Genomic DNA, 17,673 nt, shown 5'->3' with positions numbered 1-17,673 from the left:
GCCGCAAGACACACCCGGAGCAGACGGCGACGACAGCCGTCGCTCATGCCTCCTTCTTCTCTGTCACTGACGCTCAATGCCTACTTCGTACGCCGATACGCCCGCCGACCATCCGCGCGACTATGCAGGCTCCGCCTCCCGCGGTTCGATGCCGTCGGTCCGGCGGTTTCCTCCGATCGCCGCGAACAGGTCGGCTTGGGTCGCGCGCAGGACCTTCAGTTCCGCGCGCGCGTCCAAAAGCTCGGCCTGGGCGGCGGCGAGCGCCTGCCGACACTCCTCCGCAGCCTGTTCGCTTGCCTGCAGTTTGTCGGCGAGTTCCTTGTTCCGGGTCTCCAGCGCAGCCGTCCGTGCCGTGAGTTCCCCGTACTGCCGGGAGGCCGCGGCCCGCGCCTCCGTCAGGCGGTCTTCGCCGGCAATGATCGTGTCGGCGAGCACGTCGGACAGGCGTTCCGCGACGAAGGTCCCAATTTCGGCAATGCGAGCACGGTCTTCGGATGAGAGACGCCCCAGGCGCTGGAGACGCGCGTTTGCGTCAAGGTCCGCCTCGGCAGCGGCGATCTGCTCGTCAAGCTTTTCCGGCCGCGGCTTGCCGCGCGCGCCGTGACGCTCGGTGAGAGCGTCAATGACGGTGGTCCTGTCCACGGTGCTGCTCTGCTTTCGCAGCGCGGCAACCGCTGTCGCGACTTCGTCGTCGGTGAATGTGGGAGATCTCGGCATCTGATGGTCCTGCAAGGTCGAATGACTTTCGAATGTCATTGGCGGAATGTCATTGGCTGGGTGTCATTTCAGAGCGCGCGGCGGGCGCCTCGGATGATCTGCATGCGGGAGCCGTCGGCATGGCCAATCGGGCTGGTCCGGTCTCCGGCGGCTCCCATCTTCTTCACGCACATTCGCACTGGGCGTGGGGGATGAGCAGCCACCGGCCACCTCTGCGGCGCAGCATCTTGGCGGGTGAAAGGCGCTTTCGTAGCGCTTCGTAGATCTCGCTCATCTCGTCGAGCACGCCTTCGAGTTCTGCTCCGGAGAAGACGCTCTCGCCATCGCTCATCCGATGGATGATCGGCATCAGCCCGGGCCGGCCATCAACTTCCTTCGACCAGTCGGGGCGGAGATTGAGGGGCCCGCTGATCTCGAGGTCGCCGTTATGCAAGGTGAACGAGACACGTCGTCCGTTAGCTTCGAGGTGTAGACAGCCGGTCCGGACGAGCCGCAGGATCCGGTCATGGGTAAGAGGTGAAGGCATGCGAAAAACCGTTTGTCAGGGGTGTGAACAGGAAGTGATTCCGCGACTGCGGACCCGGAACAAACCGCGCGATCAGTGACGCAAGGTCATTTGCTCGGGGCAGGTGAGGAACGGGAGATGCGGGATGCACCGGCCCATGCGCAGGTGGAGAGGGGCGGGGCCCTACGCCGCCTGCCGATCGTCAACGCCGCTGCCCAAGCGAACTGTCCCATCCGTCTCTGGCCGCCGCAGCCACGCCCCTTGGCTCAGCTTTCCGAGCGCGGGGTGATCGGCGCGCCGTTCGAGCAGATGGGCGCCAATGCAAGCTTTGATCAGGTGGCGGAGCTTGCTCTTTGGCATGTTGCTCCAAGGCTCTCCGAGACGGCCTTTGTTCTCGAAGACCCCATGCTTGCCGGTGGACTGCATCGGCGCATCCCGATGCCACTGCGCCCCGACGGCCTCTGCAAAGGCTTTCATCTCGTGCATCTGCTGCTGCTGGCGCACGTTCCGGACACCGTCGGAGATGTCATCCAGGGTCGCGCCGCGGCGTTTGAGCGTGAGGCGCCTGTCGTAGAGGTCGTCGACGTTGTGCTTGAGCACCTGCGCCTGAAGGTATTTCCGTCGGGTGATCCCGGGCTGAAAATCCCGGTCATTCATCTTATCGGCGAGTTCCGCTTCGTCTTTGGCCGTGAGCTGCCACATCACCATGGTGGCGCGCACGGCCGAGACCCACCCCGCGCTCCCCATCACCGCCTGAAGGATCTCCTCATCGTCCATCTCGGGTTTAATGACCGTCTTACGCGTATGGGCGAGGGTGATGACCGGGCAGGCAAACTCGGTTGCCCAGCGGTCCATCAGGCCCATGGCGGCATTCGCATCGCTGTAGCTGTTGCCCTCGACCTCAAATGCGCGTCCCGCGTGATCGAGCACGATTACGCCCAGCCCGCCCAGTTCCGCATGCACCTTTCGGAGTTGGCGGGTCAGCCAGGTGCAATTCTCGGTTGCTGCCAACCGTCTGGTCCTCGGATCCGGAGCGAGCAAGGGGCCGCCGGAGAAGCGGGGATCCGACATGGACAGGACGATGACCCTGCGGCCCTCCGTGAGGTCGACCCCGTGGTGCCGGCACAGCTTGTGAACCTTGCGGTGCATCGTAGCCCGATGTTCCTCATAGGTGATGACGACTGCCGCGCCCGCCTTGGCGATCTCGTGCCCCATCCAGAGCGGCGCCGGCGCGCGTCCATCCCAAGTACCCACGAGGATCGCCAATTCGGTCGCCGCGTGGGTCTTGCCGATCCCGCCCCGGCCGGCGAGCAGGATCGGCGCCGCGTCGGGAAGCAGGCCGCCCTGGGCCGTCGGTGCGCCGACAAGCCATTTCTGGACCGGTGGCTCCCCGTCGAACTGATCGGCGATGCTGAGTTCCGTCAGGTCCGGCGCCGGCGGACGCAGCGGCTCCTGATCCTGCGCCCGCTCAAGGAGTTGCCGCGCGAGAAAGTCATGCGGTTCGCCTCCCCGCGACAGGTTGTAGTTCTGCATGATGTAGGGGCGGCACGGGTAACTCAGGACCCGCACCGCCGCGGCGCCCGCTTCCGTCGCCAGCTCGGAAATAAGGTGAACTTCGCGCGACGCCTCCACGTTCTCGAAGTGCGGCACCAGGATCAGAGAGCGGTCCCGGTATGCGCCGGGGAACGTTGCGATGTCCCAAGGGCGGGCATCGTAGCCGAGGGCGCGGACGCGGTCCGCAACGTCTTGCGTCTGGCAGAGGTACAGATGTTCGGTCATGTCGAGGTCCTTGTGTTTCGATGGGCTTTCCGCCGCTGCGCAGGACCTCTGACCGTTGCGGAAAAACAGATGCGCCTTGAGCCGCGTTTTCAGACAAGCAACTGACAACATTGAAAAAGAAATGCGTCATACCAGCGAACCTTGTCCGTCCGAACCATGGCCGGCCATCCGCGGTGTCCTCCAAGGCCGCGCCGTGGCCGGCTCTCTGAACGCCAATCAAACAACGATACGGTGGATGTCCGGAGAACCCGGTGGCTGGCCATGAACAAGTTAATGAAATAAAAAGATATTTCCCGTCTTCAGCGTGTCCCCCTATAGGGGTGCGGACACCGGTCGCTTCGGACGACCGAGGGTCGCACCTTCCGTCCGGAGCCCCGTCGGATCCGGATTAGCGGGGAGCAGCAGCCGTCTGCACTCGACGTGTGGCATTTCGACGACGATCAACTCGGAGTATGAGAGAAGCGTCCGAGGCGATGCAGGTTGCTCAGATGGTGGCCGCTGGGCTGCATGCGCTGACTGAGGAGCATGTGGTCATGGACGTGGTTCCGCTCGTGGAGCGCGCGTAGTTCCGAGTTGGCTCGGCAGCCGGACAGTAGCGGGGAGGATGGGCGGAGGGGTGAGCAAACCGTTGGCAGCGCAAAGCCGCTGACCGGATCTCGCGGGCCGGAACAAGAGCCGCCGACGACTTCGCAGCTTTCGGACGATGCGGCGGTGCTCGCGGGTTCGGGCACGATGGGTCTCTGCTCGTCGGTGCCGCCGCTCTGAGGCCGGCGCAGTTCTCTGTCGATCCAGCGACCACTCCGACACATCAAACCTGCAAAACATCGGCTTCGCGCCGCGCCGCTTCGACCCATCTTCCGTGCGGGGCGGCAGGATCGCACCCATTCCCACAACCGGTCGCTCAGCATTGCGGCCACATCGCAACACGGAAGGACTACCTCATGCCTTTGAAGGATCCTGTTCCGTCGTCGAACAACGAAAACTGGCGCTGGGAGATCACAAACTTCGCCGAGATCAGGACGAAGATCGCCGCACAGGCGCTCCTCATGCGGAACATGAACCTGGGCTGTGAAAAGCGCAACAGCGCTGACGGTACGTACGACTACCGGCACATCCGCAAGGAAGAGTTCGTGCACTATGCATGGGTTCTGGACGGAGTTCCGAAGGTGTTCGTGAAGTCGAAGGCCTTCCGTGAGGACCTGCGTGATCGAACGTGGATCACCAAAGTCTTGAAGTCTGCGTACAACTGCAATGTTGAAACGGTCGTTCTGACCAACGGAGCGGAATGGCGCGTGTACAAGGTTTCCGGCCCAACGCTGTCCAAGGCGAAGTTTCTCTTCAAGTTCAACGCCGTTACCGATCCAACGGAACAAATTTCCGAGAAACTGGCCCGGATAATCCGCGAGGGGATGGCACTCGGGAAGAATTCGCCGGAGCAGGGCCGGGTTGAGCTTGTCGATTTTCGAGGCCAGCGGTGAGATACCCGCGCGGCGGCGGCACCCGAACCGTAGTGCGTTCGGGCGTTGGGCCGGTCAGGGCGTACAGAAATCCGTGCGTTTTGCTCCGCCGCGCGGCCTTGCGGCCGAACGATCATGCTTCCGAAAGCTCGGCTTGGGTGATGGACCGTCTCGAAGCGGAGCCGGCGGCCCCCCAACGGGCGTTATTCTAAGCAACCAGAGGCGGACATCCGGGAGCATTTACCAGATGTTGTCGGGCAGCGCCTCGCGAAGGCGCCAGAGACCGGCGATCGCGCAGCGTGGTGGCAACGTTGCACGCGCTGGCCGAATCCACACGCTGAGGGAATGGGTGAGATCGCTTTCCTGCTGCTGTCCGTGTGTGCGCTCGTGAGTGTGCTCGCAGGACGACCTTGGACGGCTCGGGTGGCACGCAGGACGACAGAGAAAGAGGCTTGGGATCACCCACTCTTCCGGGAAACGAATGTTGTGCTTTCCCTCGCATGGGCCGCCGTCTTCGCTGCGACGGCGCTGGTTCTGTGGATCAGCGAGAGCGTCCTTGTAGCGCTGACTATCACGTTCCTTAACACGGGCCTTGGCCTGGTCTCGCCATGGCTGGGCAAGCGATACGCGGCGTGGCGGGAGCCCGCATACCGGAACCGCGGCTGACCAACTGCGCGCCGAGATCCCCGAGGAGGGCCACGTGACGTTGCCGAAATTTGCCAGAGCCTTCATCGGCGGCGCCGTCGCCTTCACCCTCGCCAACATCGTCAGCAACTTCCTGTTCTTCCAGGTTGGCCATGGCGTCCTCTTCGCGAACGAGCAGCAGAGCGAAAAGGTGATCGCCGTGCTGTTCGAGATGGAGCCCCTGCCGCTGATGTTCACCAACGGGCCGCTCTACCTCGGCATCGCCGCGCTCATAGGCGCCGTGCACGGCCTGGTCTTCTTCTGGGTCGAACCGGTCCTGACGCGCGGCGTCGTCCGGCGCGGCCTGAGCTTCGCGGTCATCCTCTGGGCCTTGTTGGCGCTCTTTTTTGAGTTTCATACGCCCTTCAACATGTTCGGAGAGCCGCCCGTTCTCGTTGCCGTCGAGCTTGCGGTCTGGGCGATCGTCCTCGCCGTCGAGGGCCTTGTTCTATCCTTGATCTATGGCAAGAGCAGACAAGTCATGACCTAATGGAATAGGGGGATGACCTACTTTTCGCGACGATCCGAACGAAGTGCGGTGTCGCCTCGCATCGGAGAGGGCGGCGCAGGAGCGCGGCAAGTCGCACCCGTATCGGCGACGAAGTCATCACGACGGCGATCTTGTTGCGCTCAACTGCCCTGCACGCACGTGCTCATCGTTTTGTTCGAGAATTCGTCGATGCTGTCTTGGCGCTGACGATGGTCATCGAACCGCTGCACCTTGTAGGCGTCGGAAATGATTGCGCGGATCAGATCCACCTCGACTCCTTGGCCGGCGCCCTCGGTCTCCATCGCGGCCGTAAGACTGTCCTGGGGCACGCCGTCCTGCCGGTAGATCATGACCTGCCGGCTCAGGGCGTAGACGTCTGTGCAGGCATCGAGCGTCGTCTCTTCCTGCGCTGCGACGGTAGTCGCAATGAATACGATGCCGAGCACTGTGGCCGTCATCGAAAGCGTTCTCTTCATTGGCGTGATCTCCATTTTACTGATGCTGGCCCGTGCGCCAGGGTTCGCAGCTCCGTCCTGCAGGACGTCACTGTGTCAGACGCAGCTTGCTGATTGAGTTGACGATGTCGTCGAACGCCTGGCCGATCTCGAGGCCTTCCACGTCGAAGTAATTCACGGGTCTTGAGGCGCAGTCTATCAGGAGCTGCCGCGAGTCCGACTCGAAGGGAACTTCGAAGCCGATCGTGTAGGTGATGATGCCGCGCTCTTTCGCGGCGTTGCAGGCAGACCTCGTGCGCGCGTTCTTCGTCTTCGCGTCCACTCGCTCGACGATGTCGTCCAGGATTGTGTTCGGGTGCCCTTGATCAAGCGGATAGCCGACCCAGCGACCGAAATAGTAGACCGACATCTCGGCCCAGATTTGCGGCCAAGTAAGCTCCAGCTCCGGCTCCTCGGTCCTGAGATGCTCCTTCATGGTCTGGCTGTGCCAGTTGTAGTCGCCGCTGTCCTCGTCGTTTCCGAGCCAGAAGAACTGCTCTTCGCTGACCGTCTGGCACCACCAGAGGAAGCACTTCTGCGTCTCACGGACCTCACGCGTGCTGTAGTAGTTGTCGCCGTTCCTCCTGGTCCTGCGGATGCCGGAGGGACCGTCCAGATAATCCGGGTCGAGCCGGTACTCCCACTCGTTCTTTCCGTCCGTCATCACGATGAGGACCTTCATCGTGTTGTCCCGGTCGAAGTCGAAAGGGCGCCCGGCATAGTCGGACGTCACCAGATCCTGAGAGATGAGACCGCTGATCGCCGGCCGCGCCGCCGGGTCGAGAAGGGCCAATCCCCACTTCACCGCGATGTCGATGGACGTGGAGCCCTTGGCGTCCAGCGCCATGATCTGGTCGCGGAGCGGCTCGGGAGAGGAGGCGAAGGGCTGGATGTGGAATGAGGGCTCCGTCCGGCACACCCAATCACCCGGCAGGGGATAATTCCACGATTGCGTGCCGCGCTGAAAATGCCCGGCGCGCTGGAGATGCTCGTTTGTCGAGATGCTGGTGTCCGCATATTGCCCGTGCGAGAAGTCGACGCAGTGCGAGTAATCGTGCTCCCGGGACACGTTGAACTGGGAGAGAAGCGCCTTTCCGGCGTTCACTTGGGTCGAGTACGGCACGATCGAGACGGAGACGCGATTGTCCTGCGTGTCCTCGTAGAGCTGCTCAACGAAATCGGAGGCCGCCTCCTGAAGGTCGTCCAGCTTGCGCCCTGCCATCGAGCCGGACACGTCGAGCACCAGAGAGATCTCGATGTCACTGATCCTTTGGGTCGCCTGGGCCGGCACGTCTATCTGCAAACTGTCGATGCCGACCAGCCGCATCAGGAACGTGTCGATGTTGCCCGAGAGACGGGCGCTTACGGTCCGGCCCGTCAAAAGCGGACCCGCGCGCTCTTCGATCACCTCGACGACAGGCTCGACATCTTCGATGCCTGCGCGCTCCACCCAGTCCAAGACCACCTGTTTCGGGTCCTGGTCCTGGTCCAGGCTGGTCGCCGCCAGGACGGCCTGATCCAGCACAGCCTGGGCGTGCGCTCGCGTACTTTCATGACGCGCCAGATCAAGAGCCATCCCTCCGATCATCGCCATGCCCACGAACAAGAACAGGGACAGGATGATGATCGAGCCGTCTTCGTCGTTCCAAAGGAAACGCTTCCAGCTTTGCCGCATTTCGGACTCGCGCGTTTTGCATTGCAGTATGTGCCGTAGGACCGACATCAGGCCAATATGAGGATGCGGATGTGCTTTTTCTGTGGCTGTGGACTTCGCTCGCGCCGGAGCTCGCTCACGAAAGTCGTGGAGAGAATGTCGCGAAGCGCGAACTTGAATGGCGCGGGCCGACTCGACCTGTAGGGGGCTCCTCCGGAGCCCCTCCATCTGCTTTCCGCCAGTGCCTCCGCCAGACTCGTTGTGCAGCAGCAGCGAAAGCCTGGTTTCCGCCCTTTGCCACGGTTATTCACGGCCTGAACTCGCCTTCCGTCGATGGCTGGGTGACGAAGGAAGACATCCCAAAGCTGTCGATAGCGCAAGTCTACGGCATGACTGCGAGTTCAGTGACCGCGATACGAATAGCCGCCGGACACGCATGCCCGACAATGTAGCCGTGGTTGCACAGGCGGCGCGCCATCTGACGACTGCCGTAGAGCCGCATCTTAATGAACTGGGCGTCGGCCAGCTTAATTAACCGCTCGCGGCCGAACATGCGTCGCGACGCGATCGCGACAGCACCGGCGTCCTTCACGACTATTTTTAGTAACCGGCTCAGGCAGCGGAGGACGCGCGCTTGCGCATTGTGCCGGGCGCCACACCGTACCGGGTACGGAAGCAGCGATGAAAGTGAGAGAGATCGTTGAACCCCGAGGCGAAGGCGATGTCGGTTATTGTTCGCGCGGGGGCGAGAGTCAACTCCCGGTGCGCGATCTCCAGGCGCGCGTCCTGCAGCACGGTAGAGACCGTCTCTCCGCTCGCCGAGAAAAGCCGCTGGACCGAGCGGCGCGACATGCCGAGATCCTCGCACAGTTCTGCCAGACCAAATGATGGATCCCGCGCCCGCCAGACGATCAGCGACTTGGCCTTTTGCAGGAGCGCGGCCTTCTCGGTCACCTGGCTGGGTGTTTGTGTCTCGAGGCAACGCAGGTATGCACCCAGCAACTCCACCAATGTATCCGACAGCTTCATCGCGGCATCCGGCGCCGCGGTCAGCAGTTTCAGCAGCACCGCCTCCAGCGCCGCGTTCAGCGGATCGGCCGAGTCTATGGCCAGCCCCCCGACGCAGGTCTGCCCCAACCGGCGAAGTGCCTCTTCCCTCGGCAGGTGGACCGAGATCTTGCGCGTCACGGCATCGAAGTACCGGAACTCGGATGGAAAAGCTGAGTCGACCAGGTGAAACGAGCCGGGCTGCATCAGATGCTCACTGTCGCTTTGGCGGATCACGCTGCACCCCGTCTCTTGGTAAATCAGGAAGAGGTTGCGCCCGGGGTCGCGGCGGATCATCGCCGCGTCCCGCCAGACCGAACGCACGTGAGTGGCGACGACGGCGGCGTCAAACTGGCCCAGCGGGACTCCCTCTATGGCACCGGTGATGCTGTCGGCACCGCCGAATGCGCTCAGCTCGAAGCTGCCGCAGACGCCCACGAGCGTCTCGCGGGCGTCTTCAAGAGCCACGGGCGCGGCGGGCCGAAACTGGCGTGCCGCACTTGTGATCTGCTGATATGACACGCGGTTCTCCTCCCGCGGCGATCATAGGGCACCGTTCTCGTCAGCCTCAATGCCGTAGGCGCCGTGCATGACGCAACGACCGGCGCGGGAGCGCCGGTCGTCACGTGCCTGCTACGCGGCGGGCTCAGCCGTGTGCGGCCTTAATCATGTCTGCCGCCTTTTCGGCGACCATGATCACCGGAGCGTTGGTGTTTCCGGCCATCACGCGCGGGAAGACCGACGCATCGACCACGCGCAGGCCCCCGACCCCGTGCACGCGCAGCTCGGGATCGACGACCGACATTTCGCCTGTTCCCATGGCACAGGTCCCGTTCTGGTGGTGATAGGACATAACCGCGCTGCGGGCGTATTCCGCCAGATCCTCGTCGCTCTGCACGTCCTCGCCGGGAAAGATCTCGCGCCCCTTCCACTCGGCCAGCGCCGGCTGCGCCGCGATCTCGCGCATCTGCCGGATCGACTGGACCAGGATGTCCACGTCGTGTGGGTCGGACAGCACCTTCGGGTCGATATGGAGCTGGTCGTCGATCGAGGCGCCGGTCAGCCGGATCTCCCCGTGCGACGCCGGACGCACGCCGGATGCATTGAAGGTGAAAGCATTGGCCGTCGGCTGCTCCATCTCGGGCGTGTAATACGGCACGTGGAAGAAGAGCGGCTGCATGTCCGGCCCTGGCAGGGACGGCTTGGAGCGCGCGAACAGGTGGGCGTGTAGCACCGTGATCGCCATGTCCGAGGGTGCCGGGATCTCCCTCGCCCCTTCGAAGATCACCGGGCAGAGCGTGTGATCGTTGAGGTTCTGGCCGACCCCCGGCAGGTCCCGGCGGACCTCGATACCCACCTCCTCGAGATGCGCACGCGGCCCAAGGCCCGACATCATCAGGATGCGCGGGCTCTCGATCGCGCCGCCCGAGACGATCACCTCGCGCGCGGCACGGACCGAGCGGACCTCGTCCTCTTGCAAATAGCGAACGCCCGTGGCGCGGTCGCCGTCGAACTCCACGTTCAGGACACGCGCATCGGTGATCAGCGTCAGGTTCTCGCGCTCCAGCGCCGGGCGCAGGAATGCCACGGCGGTCGACACGCGCTTGCCGTCCCTGGTGTTCAGGTCCACGTAAGCCACGCCGTCCTGCTGGGTGCCGTTGGTGTCCTCGTTGAGCGGGTGGCCCGCCTCCTGCGCAGCCTCCACCATGGCGCGCGTCACCGGGTGCGGCTCGTAATCGGCGGTGACGTGCAGGGGGCCGCCCGCACCATGGTACGCGTCCGCCCCGCGCGAGAAATCCTCGGACTTCTTGAAGTATGGCAGCACCGACTCATAGTCCCAGCCCTCGCAGCCAAACTCCCGGGCCCACTCGTCGTAGTCGGAGGCGTTGCCGCGCACGTAGATCATGCCGTTGAGCGAGGACGAGCCGCCGAGCGTCTTGCCGCGCGGCCAGAAAAGCTGCCGGTTCGCGGCGTGCTCCTGCGGCACCGTCTGGTAACCCCAGTCATACTGCGTGCCCCACAGCTCGATCAGCCGCATTGGGGTCGAGATCTTTTCGGACGTGTCGGGGCCTCCCGCCTCGATCAGCAGGACCTTCGCGCCGTCTTCGCTCAGCCGGTTGGCCAGCACGCATCCGGCCGAGCCCGCGCCGCAGATGACGTAGTCGTATTCCTGCTCCTGCGCATCGGCCGGGTTCACGCTCGCTCCCCACAATCCGCCGCCCAGGCTGAGCACGCCAGTGGCGACGGCGGTGCGGCCGATGAAGGATCTCCGCGTGAGGGTGCAGGATTTCTTGTCGCTCATGGTTCTCCTCCTATTACGAGCTGTGACTGTGCGCTGGCGGTTGATCGCGGGCGCTGCAGGTCGCCAGACTAAGCCAATCCGGCCCGTCCCGTCGTTGCCGCCTGCGCCAGCCAGCATGGTGTATCGCGCCACCAAGGATCCCAAAACATCTTCTCCCCCTGGTGGATGCGAATTCCCTCGTGATCATATCCGCTGGGGCGGGCTTGGAAGCTGGAAAGCCGGTGCTGTCCGTCGTCCCGATTTCGCGACTGACCAGCTCAAGATCTTCGCCGCGCAAGATCCGCAGAACAGCCTCCTGTTTCTTCTTCGCCGACATGCGCCGCTTGCGCGGCGCGGCGGGCTTGTCGTCACCAGCGTGACGGGCGCGCTCCGTCAAGCCCGCCTTGGTCTCTCGTTCGTTCGTCATGGCTCCTCCTCGATGGAGCCGCTATCCCCCAAATCACTGTCTCAGAAAACCGTACACCGGGGGAGCGGCGGGTTCCGGGCGCAGGTGCTCGACATCCGCGACGACCTGGTCGCCGAGCATCTCGGCCTTGACGTTGAGGAGTTGCGCGGATCCAGAGTTTGTTCACCGTCTCGGTGTTTCTCTGCACTCCCTGTGGACCAGGATGAACGACCAGGAGGTGTGAGGTGCGGCAGTGCCACGGGAGCGAGGCGGCTTGTGAATGCTGTTTCACCTGATCAAAATGGGGAAGTCGCCGATCCTGGAACGGCGGGACAAGGAGGACCGTATCTCATCGACCCGGACACTTCGCCACCGTCTCCGCGAGGAGACGTCTGACGCGCACCAGCGGGTCGACGACCTGTTCTCGACGCTCAACCTTCGAACCGTTGCAGGGCTGACGCGGTTCGCCCGAGCGAACCATGCGGCGCTCGAGGCGATCCAATGCCGTCCCGGCGCGGGCGCCGAGAAGGCCAAGGCACTGCGGCTTGAGATGGTCGTTGCGCTGGAGCGGGACCTCGAGGCGCTCGGTGCGCAGCCGCGCGCGACGGGACAGGGGCGGGACTACGACGCGACCGCGGTACTTTATATCCTCCTGGGTTCGCGCGCGGGCACACGCCTGCTGCACCGGCAATGGAGCGAGGCGACGGACCCGCGGGTTGCGGCCGCCGGGAGCTACCTCGGCTCGGCCTCGCGCAGCGACGACTGGCGGGACCTCCGGCTTGACCTCGCCCGGCGCCCCGCCCAAGGACGCGAGGCCGACGCCGCGGTGTCCGACGCCGTTGCGCTTTTCGACCTCTTTGGCGCGCACTTCCGGGCCGCGCTTTCGACACCGGAGCATCAGCATGTCCGACGCATCCCCGCCAATCGCTGAAGGCCCTGTTCTCGCCGGCTGCGAGGACGAGCAGATCCAGTTCCTGGGGGGCGTGCAGGCGTTCGGCTGCCTGCTCGTCATCTCGAGCGACTGGGTGGTGCAAAACGCCTCGGCGAACGTGGCGGACCTGCTGGGCGTGAAGCCGGACGACTTGGTGGGCCAGCGCCTGATCGACCGGCTGGATCCGGAGGCGATGCACGCGCTGCGCGGCAAGGTGCAGACGTTGGCCGGTGAGGACGACGGCGCGCGGCTGTTCGGGCTGGACCTGTTCGGTGACGGGCGCCGGTTCGACGCGGCGCTGCACGCGGTGGCGGGAGCGTACCTTCTCGAGTTCGAACCGAAGACCTCCCGCGGCCTGCGCGACGAGTTGTCGTTGGTCCAGCCGCTCCTGTCGCGCGTGCGCCGGGCCCGCAGCCTCGAGCAGATGTGCGAGATCGCGGCGCGGGGGCTTTGGGCGCTGACCGGCTTCGCGCGGGTGATGGTGTACCGCTTCGACGCCGACAGCTCGGGCCGGGTGATCGCCGAAAGCCGTGCGCCGCATGTCGAGGGCTATATGGGCCTGCACTTCCCGGCGACCGACATCCCGCCGCAAGCTCGTGCGCTTTACACGCGCAACCTGCTGCGGATCATTCCCGACGTGTCTTCGCCCGTGTCGCCGCTGGTTCCGCCGCGCGATCCGCACGGGCAGCCGGTGGATCTGTCGATGGCGGTGACGCGGGCAGTGTCGCCCATTCATCTGGAATACCTTCGGAACATGGAAGTGCAGGCCAGCATGTCGAGCTCGCTGATCCGCGACGGCGAGCTGTGGGGGCTGATCGCGTTTCACCACCCCGAGCCGCTGCACCTCGATTACGAGACGCGCTCGGCGGTGGAGCTGTTCACGCAGCTTCTGTCCTATGAACTCAGCCTGCACGAGGCGCGGCTGGAAAAGGAGCAGGCCGAGGCGGCGCACGCGCTGCACGAGCGGCTGATCATGCTGTTCGAGGGTGGCGCCGACTTCGCCACTGGGCTGGACGCGCTGGCCACCGAGATTGGCAGTGTCATCGATTTCGACGGCATGGCGCTGTTCAGCGGCAGCAGCTACTGCGCCGAGGGGCTGGCCCCCGACGAGGCCTGGTTCCGCGCCTTTGAGCGGCATCTTGAGCGGTATCCCGAGGGCAAGGTGTTCTGCACCGACGACCTGGGCGCGTGCCTTGAGGGCGAGGAAATCGAGCGGCACGGCATCGGCGGCCTGATGGCGCTGCCCGTGCGCGGCCGGCCGCGACAATATGTGATGCTGTTCCGCCACGAGGTCGCGCGCAACGTGGTGTGGGCCGGAAACCCGGCGAAGATGGTCCGCGACACCGGCCGCATCTCGCCCCGAAAGAGCTTCGCCGCCTGGCAGCAGACCGTCGTGGGCAAGAGCGCCGCCTGGACGCCGGGCGAGCGGCGCGCGGCCGAGGTGCTGCGCGTGACGCTGCTGGAACTCGTGCTCAGGCAGGCGACCGAGACCAGCCGGCACGGCGTGCGCCGCAGCCAGCGGCAAGAGGTCCTGATCTCCGAGCTCAATCACCGCCTGCGCAACGTCTTCGCCGTGGTGGCCGGGCTCATGTCGCAGACCCGCAGCGAGGGCGTCAGCGCCGCCACCTTCGCCGAACAGGTCGGGGACCGCCTCCAGGCGCTTGCCCGCGCCAGCGATCGCCTGACCTCGAGGACCACGGCCAGCTTTACACTCAGCGAGATGATCCGCGAGGAAGTCGCCGCGTTCGCCGGCGATACCGGGCGCCTGCGCTTCGAGGGCGGCGACCTGCGGCTGCCCGACAGCGCGTGGAGCACCATGTCCCTGGTCGTGCACGAGCTGGTCACGAACTCCGTCAAGCACGGTGCCCTGTCTCGTCCTGGCGGGGAGATCACAGTCTGCATCTTTCCTTCCGAGGATGGGGCCCGCGTCGCTTGGACCGAGACGGGCGGCCCTGCCGTGCGTGGTCCAAGGCGGGCCGGCTTCGGGACAACGCTCGTCAGCCGTGCCATTCCGCACGAATTCGGCGGGCGGGCAAACCTCGACTTCCGCGAGACCGGGCTGGTGGTGGAGTTCTGGCTGCCGGACCGGCACATCCGGACGATGCTCGATGCGCCCGCCGCGGACGGCTTCCGTGGGCTCGAGCCCGAAGACACCGGCACGTCGATATCCGGTGTCGCGCTGGTGGTGGAGGACAATCCGCTGATCGCCATGAACGCGGAGGAAACCCTGCGCGCCCTCGGCGCGTCCGATGTCTTCGTCGCCGGGAATGTCGCTCAGGCGCTCGAAATCCTTGAGGCGCATGAGCCGACCTTCGCCCTCCTCGACATGGATCTCGGCGGCGAGAGCGCGCAGCCCGTGGCCAGCCGGCTGGCGGACCGCAGCGTGCCATACGTGATTGCCAGCGGATACGACGCCACCGATACGTCCTCCGGCGGCAAGGTGCCACTCCTGAAGAAGCCCTATGACACGGCCGCCATTTCCTCCGCTTTGCGCGCGTTGCGCGTCGAGCGTGGTGCTCGGCGCCGGCCCGGCTGAAGCGGTCAGAGCCGGCGCCGTTGCCCACAGATCCTGTGGACAAGTCGCAGGACAGGTTGCGAGATGAAAGCGCCAACCCTCGGTCGCACCTTGTCCTTTCCCTGTTCGCCTGTTTTTCAGGCATTCGCTGTGGTCGGGAAATGCGAGGCGACATGTCAAGTTCTACCGTCGCCGCCACGCGACCGAGTAACGGATTAGAACGGCTGACTGCCGGGGAACCGGAAGGCGAAGAAGATGCTTGGTGGGTCGGGCGGATCCGCAGCCCACGCTCCTATGCAAGAGGTCAATGAACAACTTGGATCATCCCGACCCTGAAACGAGCTGGGTCCGACTGCGCTGCAATTGCGGAGCGTTCTATCGCGTTCGCGAAGTCAGGGCCCGGCAGCCCATGTGCGGCGAGAAAAGGTGCTATCTCTGCGACAGCGTTCTGAAAGCCTGGGACGGCAAGATCGGCTACACGTTTTCGCTACTGTGGAACGAGGCCTTCGATCTCGACGGAGCTCTCCCCGACCAGAATGTAGCCAAAGCCTCGGCACCTTGAAGGCCGATCGTGTAACACGAGATCGCTCCGCGCCACGCGTGCCGGGGGTCAGCCGAGCGACCGCGTTCAGACGTCTTCCGTAGAGCGAAGAGAACGGCCCGGTCTGCATCTCTTCCGTCGCCGTCTGCTCGAGCCGGTGAGGTAGCAGCAGGCTCGCCGCATAAGCAATAGTAATGCACGGGCCGTCGACTGCGGTCGCTTCGAAACGATGCGGTCAGACCGCTATCGCGGGTGATCCACTCTCCGATAGGGTGCTGTCCGAGCACCTCCGCCCCAAAGCTCCATCCCCCGTAGATAGGGTCGTCACAGTTCATGATGAGAAGCGGGAGGAGCAGGGTCGAGGATCTTCTGGAGGAGATACCCGGCACCGGAACTATGAGTGGCGCGTGGCAGAAGACGGCCTGACCTGGTCCGCCGGGCTCACATCGCTCTATGGCTATGGAACTGGACCATCCGGGGAGACCGGCTTCATGACCGCGTTCATCCCGAGGATCGCATGCGCGTAGAGGCCGAGATCGCTTCTCTCCTCGAAGGCGGGGACAGCTACGCCCACGAGTTCCGCATCGTTAGGCCGGACGGGGACGTCCGTGTCATCCACGACCGCGGCGGTGTCGAGCGTGATGCCAAGGGGCGGGCGATCGTCTTGCGTGGGATCAATTTCGACGTAACCGCCCATCGTGGCATCGCCTTGGCGGAGATCGAGACTGTAGAGGAAACCTCGGCCGAACGTCTCAGCAACGAGCGAGTCCGTCGGGCAAGCGAAGCCGCCGGGTTCGGGGTCTATGACTACGATATTTCCAGCGGGCGGACGCATTGGTCGGCGGAGCTTTTGAGGATCGTCGGCCGCCGTGGTGCCCAGGCGGTCGGCTCGGTGGCCATGGCGCTCGCACAGGTTCATCCTGAGGATCGCGGCCGGGTCCGCAGGGAAACGGACCAGATCATCCGCAGGCTGGGTCCCTACGAGCTCGTAGTATCGTGTGCGACGCCCGGACGGCAGTACATGCTGGATACGCGATCGCGGCGAGGTACTCGGTCCTCTGGATCCTGAAAGCGGCCTTGGTCGCCGCGGGGCCGGCGTTCTGATCGACATCACGCGCCAAAAGGAGGCGGAAGAGGCGCTGGATGAAACGAGCGCGCTGCTCGAGACGCTGTTCGCGACTGCCCCGGTGGGCCTCGCGATGTAGGACACGGACTTCCGTTTCGTGCGGATCAACATGCGCTTGGCAGAGATGAACGGTCTTTCGCCCGAAGCGCACCTGGGGCGGCGGCCTGACGAGATCCTGTCCGGCATCGACGATTTCGGGGCCCTGGACGCCGGGTGGCGGCGCATCCTCGAAGCAGGCGAGCCGTGGCTCGACGTGGAGGTATCGGGCGAGACGCCGGCGCACCCGGGCGAGCGGCGCCTTTGGCACGAGCATTTCTTCCCGATCCGCCGTGGCGGGCGCATCGTCGGATTGGCTGCGGTGGTCGAGGACATCACCGAGCGCAAGCTCGCCGAGACGGCGCTGAAACAAAGCGAGACGCGGCTGCGCCGCATTCTCGACAGCACGGTCGGTTTCGCCGGCATCATGGACATCCACGGCACGCTGCTTGAGGCCAATGCGCCGGCGCTCGATGTCGGAGGCCACGAGCGACAGGAGGTTGTTGGCCGGAAAATCTGGGAGAGCTGGTGGTGGAGCCACGACGCTGAGGCGCGCACGCGAGTTCGGGAGGCCGTGAAGCGAACTCGTGCAGGCGAGATCGTGCGGTACGACGAGGAGGTGCGCGCCTTTGGGGACGGCCGCATGAGCATCGCCGCAGCCCACCCCCGTCTGTCAGGGATGTTGTCGCCCGTACTAATCTGAAAAGTGTACCCTGAGGCGGGCGGACAGGATGATGGATTGGCATACTCACCGGAGAGGAAGGCGGCGGTTCTGACGAAGATGCTGCCACCGAACAACAGGCCGCTGCGGCAGCTATCGCAGGAGGAAGGGATTTCGCGGGGCACGCTCGCCAAATGGCGTGAAGAGGCGCGGGCGAAAGGCCAGTTCCTGCCCGATGCGAAGACGGGTCCCGAGGGTTGGACCTCAACCGATAAGCTCGCGGCAGTGATCGAGACGGCCGCGATGAACGAGACCGAGCTTGGCGAATACTGCCGCCGCCGGGGCCTCT

Annotated in this window: 16 protein-coding genes and 2 pseudogenes; 9 read left to right on the top strand and 9 right to left on the bottom strand. The window is 64.6% G+C overall.

Going from position 1 to position 17,673, the window contains the following annotated elements:
• Positions 1-120: 120 nt before the first annotated feature.
• The 3 genes from BM162_RS19875 to BM162_RS19865 form a co-directional block, all read right to left on the bottom strand.
• Positions 121-756: a hypothetical protein gene (locus BM162_RS19875; protein WP_093425388.1), complete on the bottom strand. Its 636-nt coding sequence runs from the start codon at positions 754-756 to the stop codon at positions 121-123.
• A gap of 124 nt (positions 757-880) precedes the next feature.
• Positions 881-1,243, bottom strand: a complete 363-nt coding sequence (locus BM162_RS19870; RefSeq protein ID WP_143096240.1) for a hypothetical protein — start codon at positions 1,241-1,243, stop codon at positions 881-883.
• Between the two features lie 162 nt (positions 1,244-1,405).
• Positions 1,406-3,001 (bottom strand): AAA family ATPase, encoded by a 1,596-nt coding sequence (locus tag BM162_RS19865; RefSeq protein WP_177215287.1) that lies wholly within the window; start codon positions 2,999-3,001, stop codon positions 1,406-1,408.
• Positions 3,002-3,942: 941 nt separating this feature from the next.
• Between BM162_RS19865 and BM162_RS19860 the strand changes: the two genes are divergently transcribed.
• Positions 3,943-4,479, top strand: coding sequence for a hypothetical protein (locus BM162_RS19860; protein ID WP_093425383.1), 537 nt, complete (start codon positions 3,943-3,945; stop codon positions 4,477-4,479).
• Positions 4,480-5,158: 679 nt separating this feature from the next.
• Positions 5,159-5,632 (top strand): hypothetical protein, encoded by a 474-nt coding sequence (locus BM162_RS19850; protein WP_245759355.1) that lies wholly within the window; start codon positions 5,159-5,161, stop codon positions 5,630-5,632.
• 140 nt (positions 5,633-5,772) lie between these two features.
• Here the strand turns inward: BM162_RS19850 and BM162_RS19845 are convergent, their stop codons facing one another.
• The 6 genes from BM162_RS19845 to BM162_RS19825 all read right to left on the bottom strand — a co-directional run bounded on the left by BM162_RS19845 (position 5,773) and on the right by BM162_RS19825 (position 11,535).
• Complete coding sequence (locus BM162_RS19845; protein ID WP_093425380.1) at positions 5,773-6,108, bottom strand: hypothetical protein; 336 nt, start codon at positions 6,106-6,108, stop codon at positions 5,773-5,775.
• A gap of 67 nt (positions 6,109-6,175) precedes the next feature.
• Positions 6,176-8,008, bottom strand: coding sequence for a VWA domain-containing protein (locus BM162_RS19840; RefSeq protein WP_093425379.1), 1,833 nt, complete (start codon positions 8,006-8,008; stop codon positions 6,176-6,178).
• Between the two features lie 154 nt (positions 8,009-8,162).
• Positions 8,163-8,372 carry a hypothetical protein gene (locus tag BM162_RS22535; protein WP_143096239.1) on the bottom strand — a complete coding sequence of 70 codons (210 nt, stop codon included), beginning with the start codon at positions 8,370-8,372 and terminating at the stop codon, positions 8,163-8,165.
• A gap of 20 nt (positions 8,373-8,392) precedes the next feature.
• The gene (locus BM162_RS19835; protein WP_281243836.1) at positions 8,393-9,295 is read right to left on the bottom strand and encodes a helix-turn-helix domain-containing protein; all 903 of its coding nucleotides are present in this window, start codon (positions 9,293-9,295) and stop codon (positions 8,393-8,395) included.
• A gap of 178 nt (positions 9,296-9,473) precedes the next feature.
• Positions 9,474-11,129 carry a GMC family oxidoreductase gene (locus BM162_RS19830; RefSeq protein ID WP_093425376.1) on the bottom strand — a complete coding sequence of 552 codons (1,656 nt, stop codon included), beginning with the start codon at positions 11,127-11,129 and terminating at the stop codon, positions 9,474-9,476.
• A gap of 13 nt (positions 11,130-11,142) precedes the next feature.
• A complete protein-coding gene (locus BM162_RS19825) occupies positions 11,143-11,535 on the bottom strand; it encodes a hypothetical protein (RefSeq protein ID WP_093425374.1) in 393 nt (130 codons plus the stop codon).
• Positions 11,536-11,794: 259 nt separating this feature from the next.
• On the opposite strand from BM162_RS19825, the gene BM162_RS22995 reads away from it, so the two are divergent.
• The 7 genes and pseudogenes from BM162_RS22995 to BM162_RS19805 all read left to right on the top strand — a co-directional run.
• Complete coding sequence (locus BM162_RS22995) at positions 11,795-12,445, top strand: heme oxygenase-like domain-containing protein (protein ID WP_177215285.1); 651 nt, start codon at positions 11,795-11,797, stop codon at positions 12,443-12,445.
• Positions 12,417-14,981 carry an HWE histidine kinase domain-containing protein gene (locus BM162_RS19820; protein ID WP_177215284.1) on the top strand — a complete coding sequence of 855 codons (2,565 nt, stop codon included), beginning with the start codon at positions 12,417-12,419 and terminating at the stop codon, positions 14,979-14,981. The genes BM162_RS22995 and BM162_RS19820 overlap by 29 nt, the downstream gene beginning before the upstream one ends.
• Positions 14,982-15,267: 286 nt before the next feature.
• Positions 15,268-15,522: a hypothetical protein gene (locus BM162_RS22990; RefSeq protein ID WP_177215283.1), complete on the top strand. Its 255-nt coding sequence runs from the start codon at positions 15,268-15,270 to the stop codon at positions 15,520-15,522.
• Positions 15,523-15,901: 379 nt separating this feature from the next.
• Positions 15,902-16,570, top strand: a complete 669-nt coding sequence (locus tag BM162_RS19815) for a PAS domain-containing protein (RefSeq protein WP_281243834.1) — start codon at positions 15,902-15,904, stop codon at positions 16,568-16,570.
• A 148-nt stretch (positions 16,571-16,718) separates the two neighbouring features.
• Positions 16,719-17,018: pseudogene (locus tag BM162_RS23500) on the top strand (PAS domain-containing protein); the annotation flags it as partial.
• Positions 16,998-17,366, top strand: a complete 369-nt coding sequence (locus BM162_RS23495) for a PAS domain S-box protein (RefSeq protein ID WP_281243835.1) — start codon at positions 16,998-17,000, stop codon at positions 17,364-17,366. The pseudogene BM162_RS23500 and the gene BM162_RS23495, both read left to right, overlap by 21 nt.
• Before the next feature lie 36 nt (positions 17,367-17,402).
• A pseudogene (locus tag BM162_RS19805) lies at positions 17,403-17,673 on the top strand (IS3 family transposase); the annotation flags it as partial.

The sequence above is a fragment of the Tranquillimonas alkanivorans genome, from assembly GCF_900115595.1.
Lineage (GTDB): Bacteria > Pseudomonadota > Alphaproteobacteria > Rhodobacterales > Rhodobacteraceae > Tranquillimonas > Tranquillimonas alkanivorans.
This window is presented reverse-complemented; position numbering and strand designations above follow the sequence as displayed.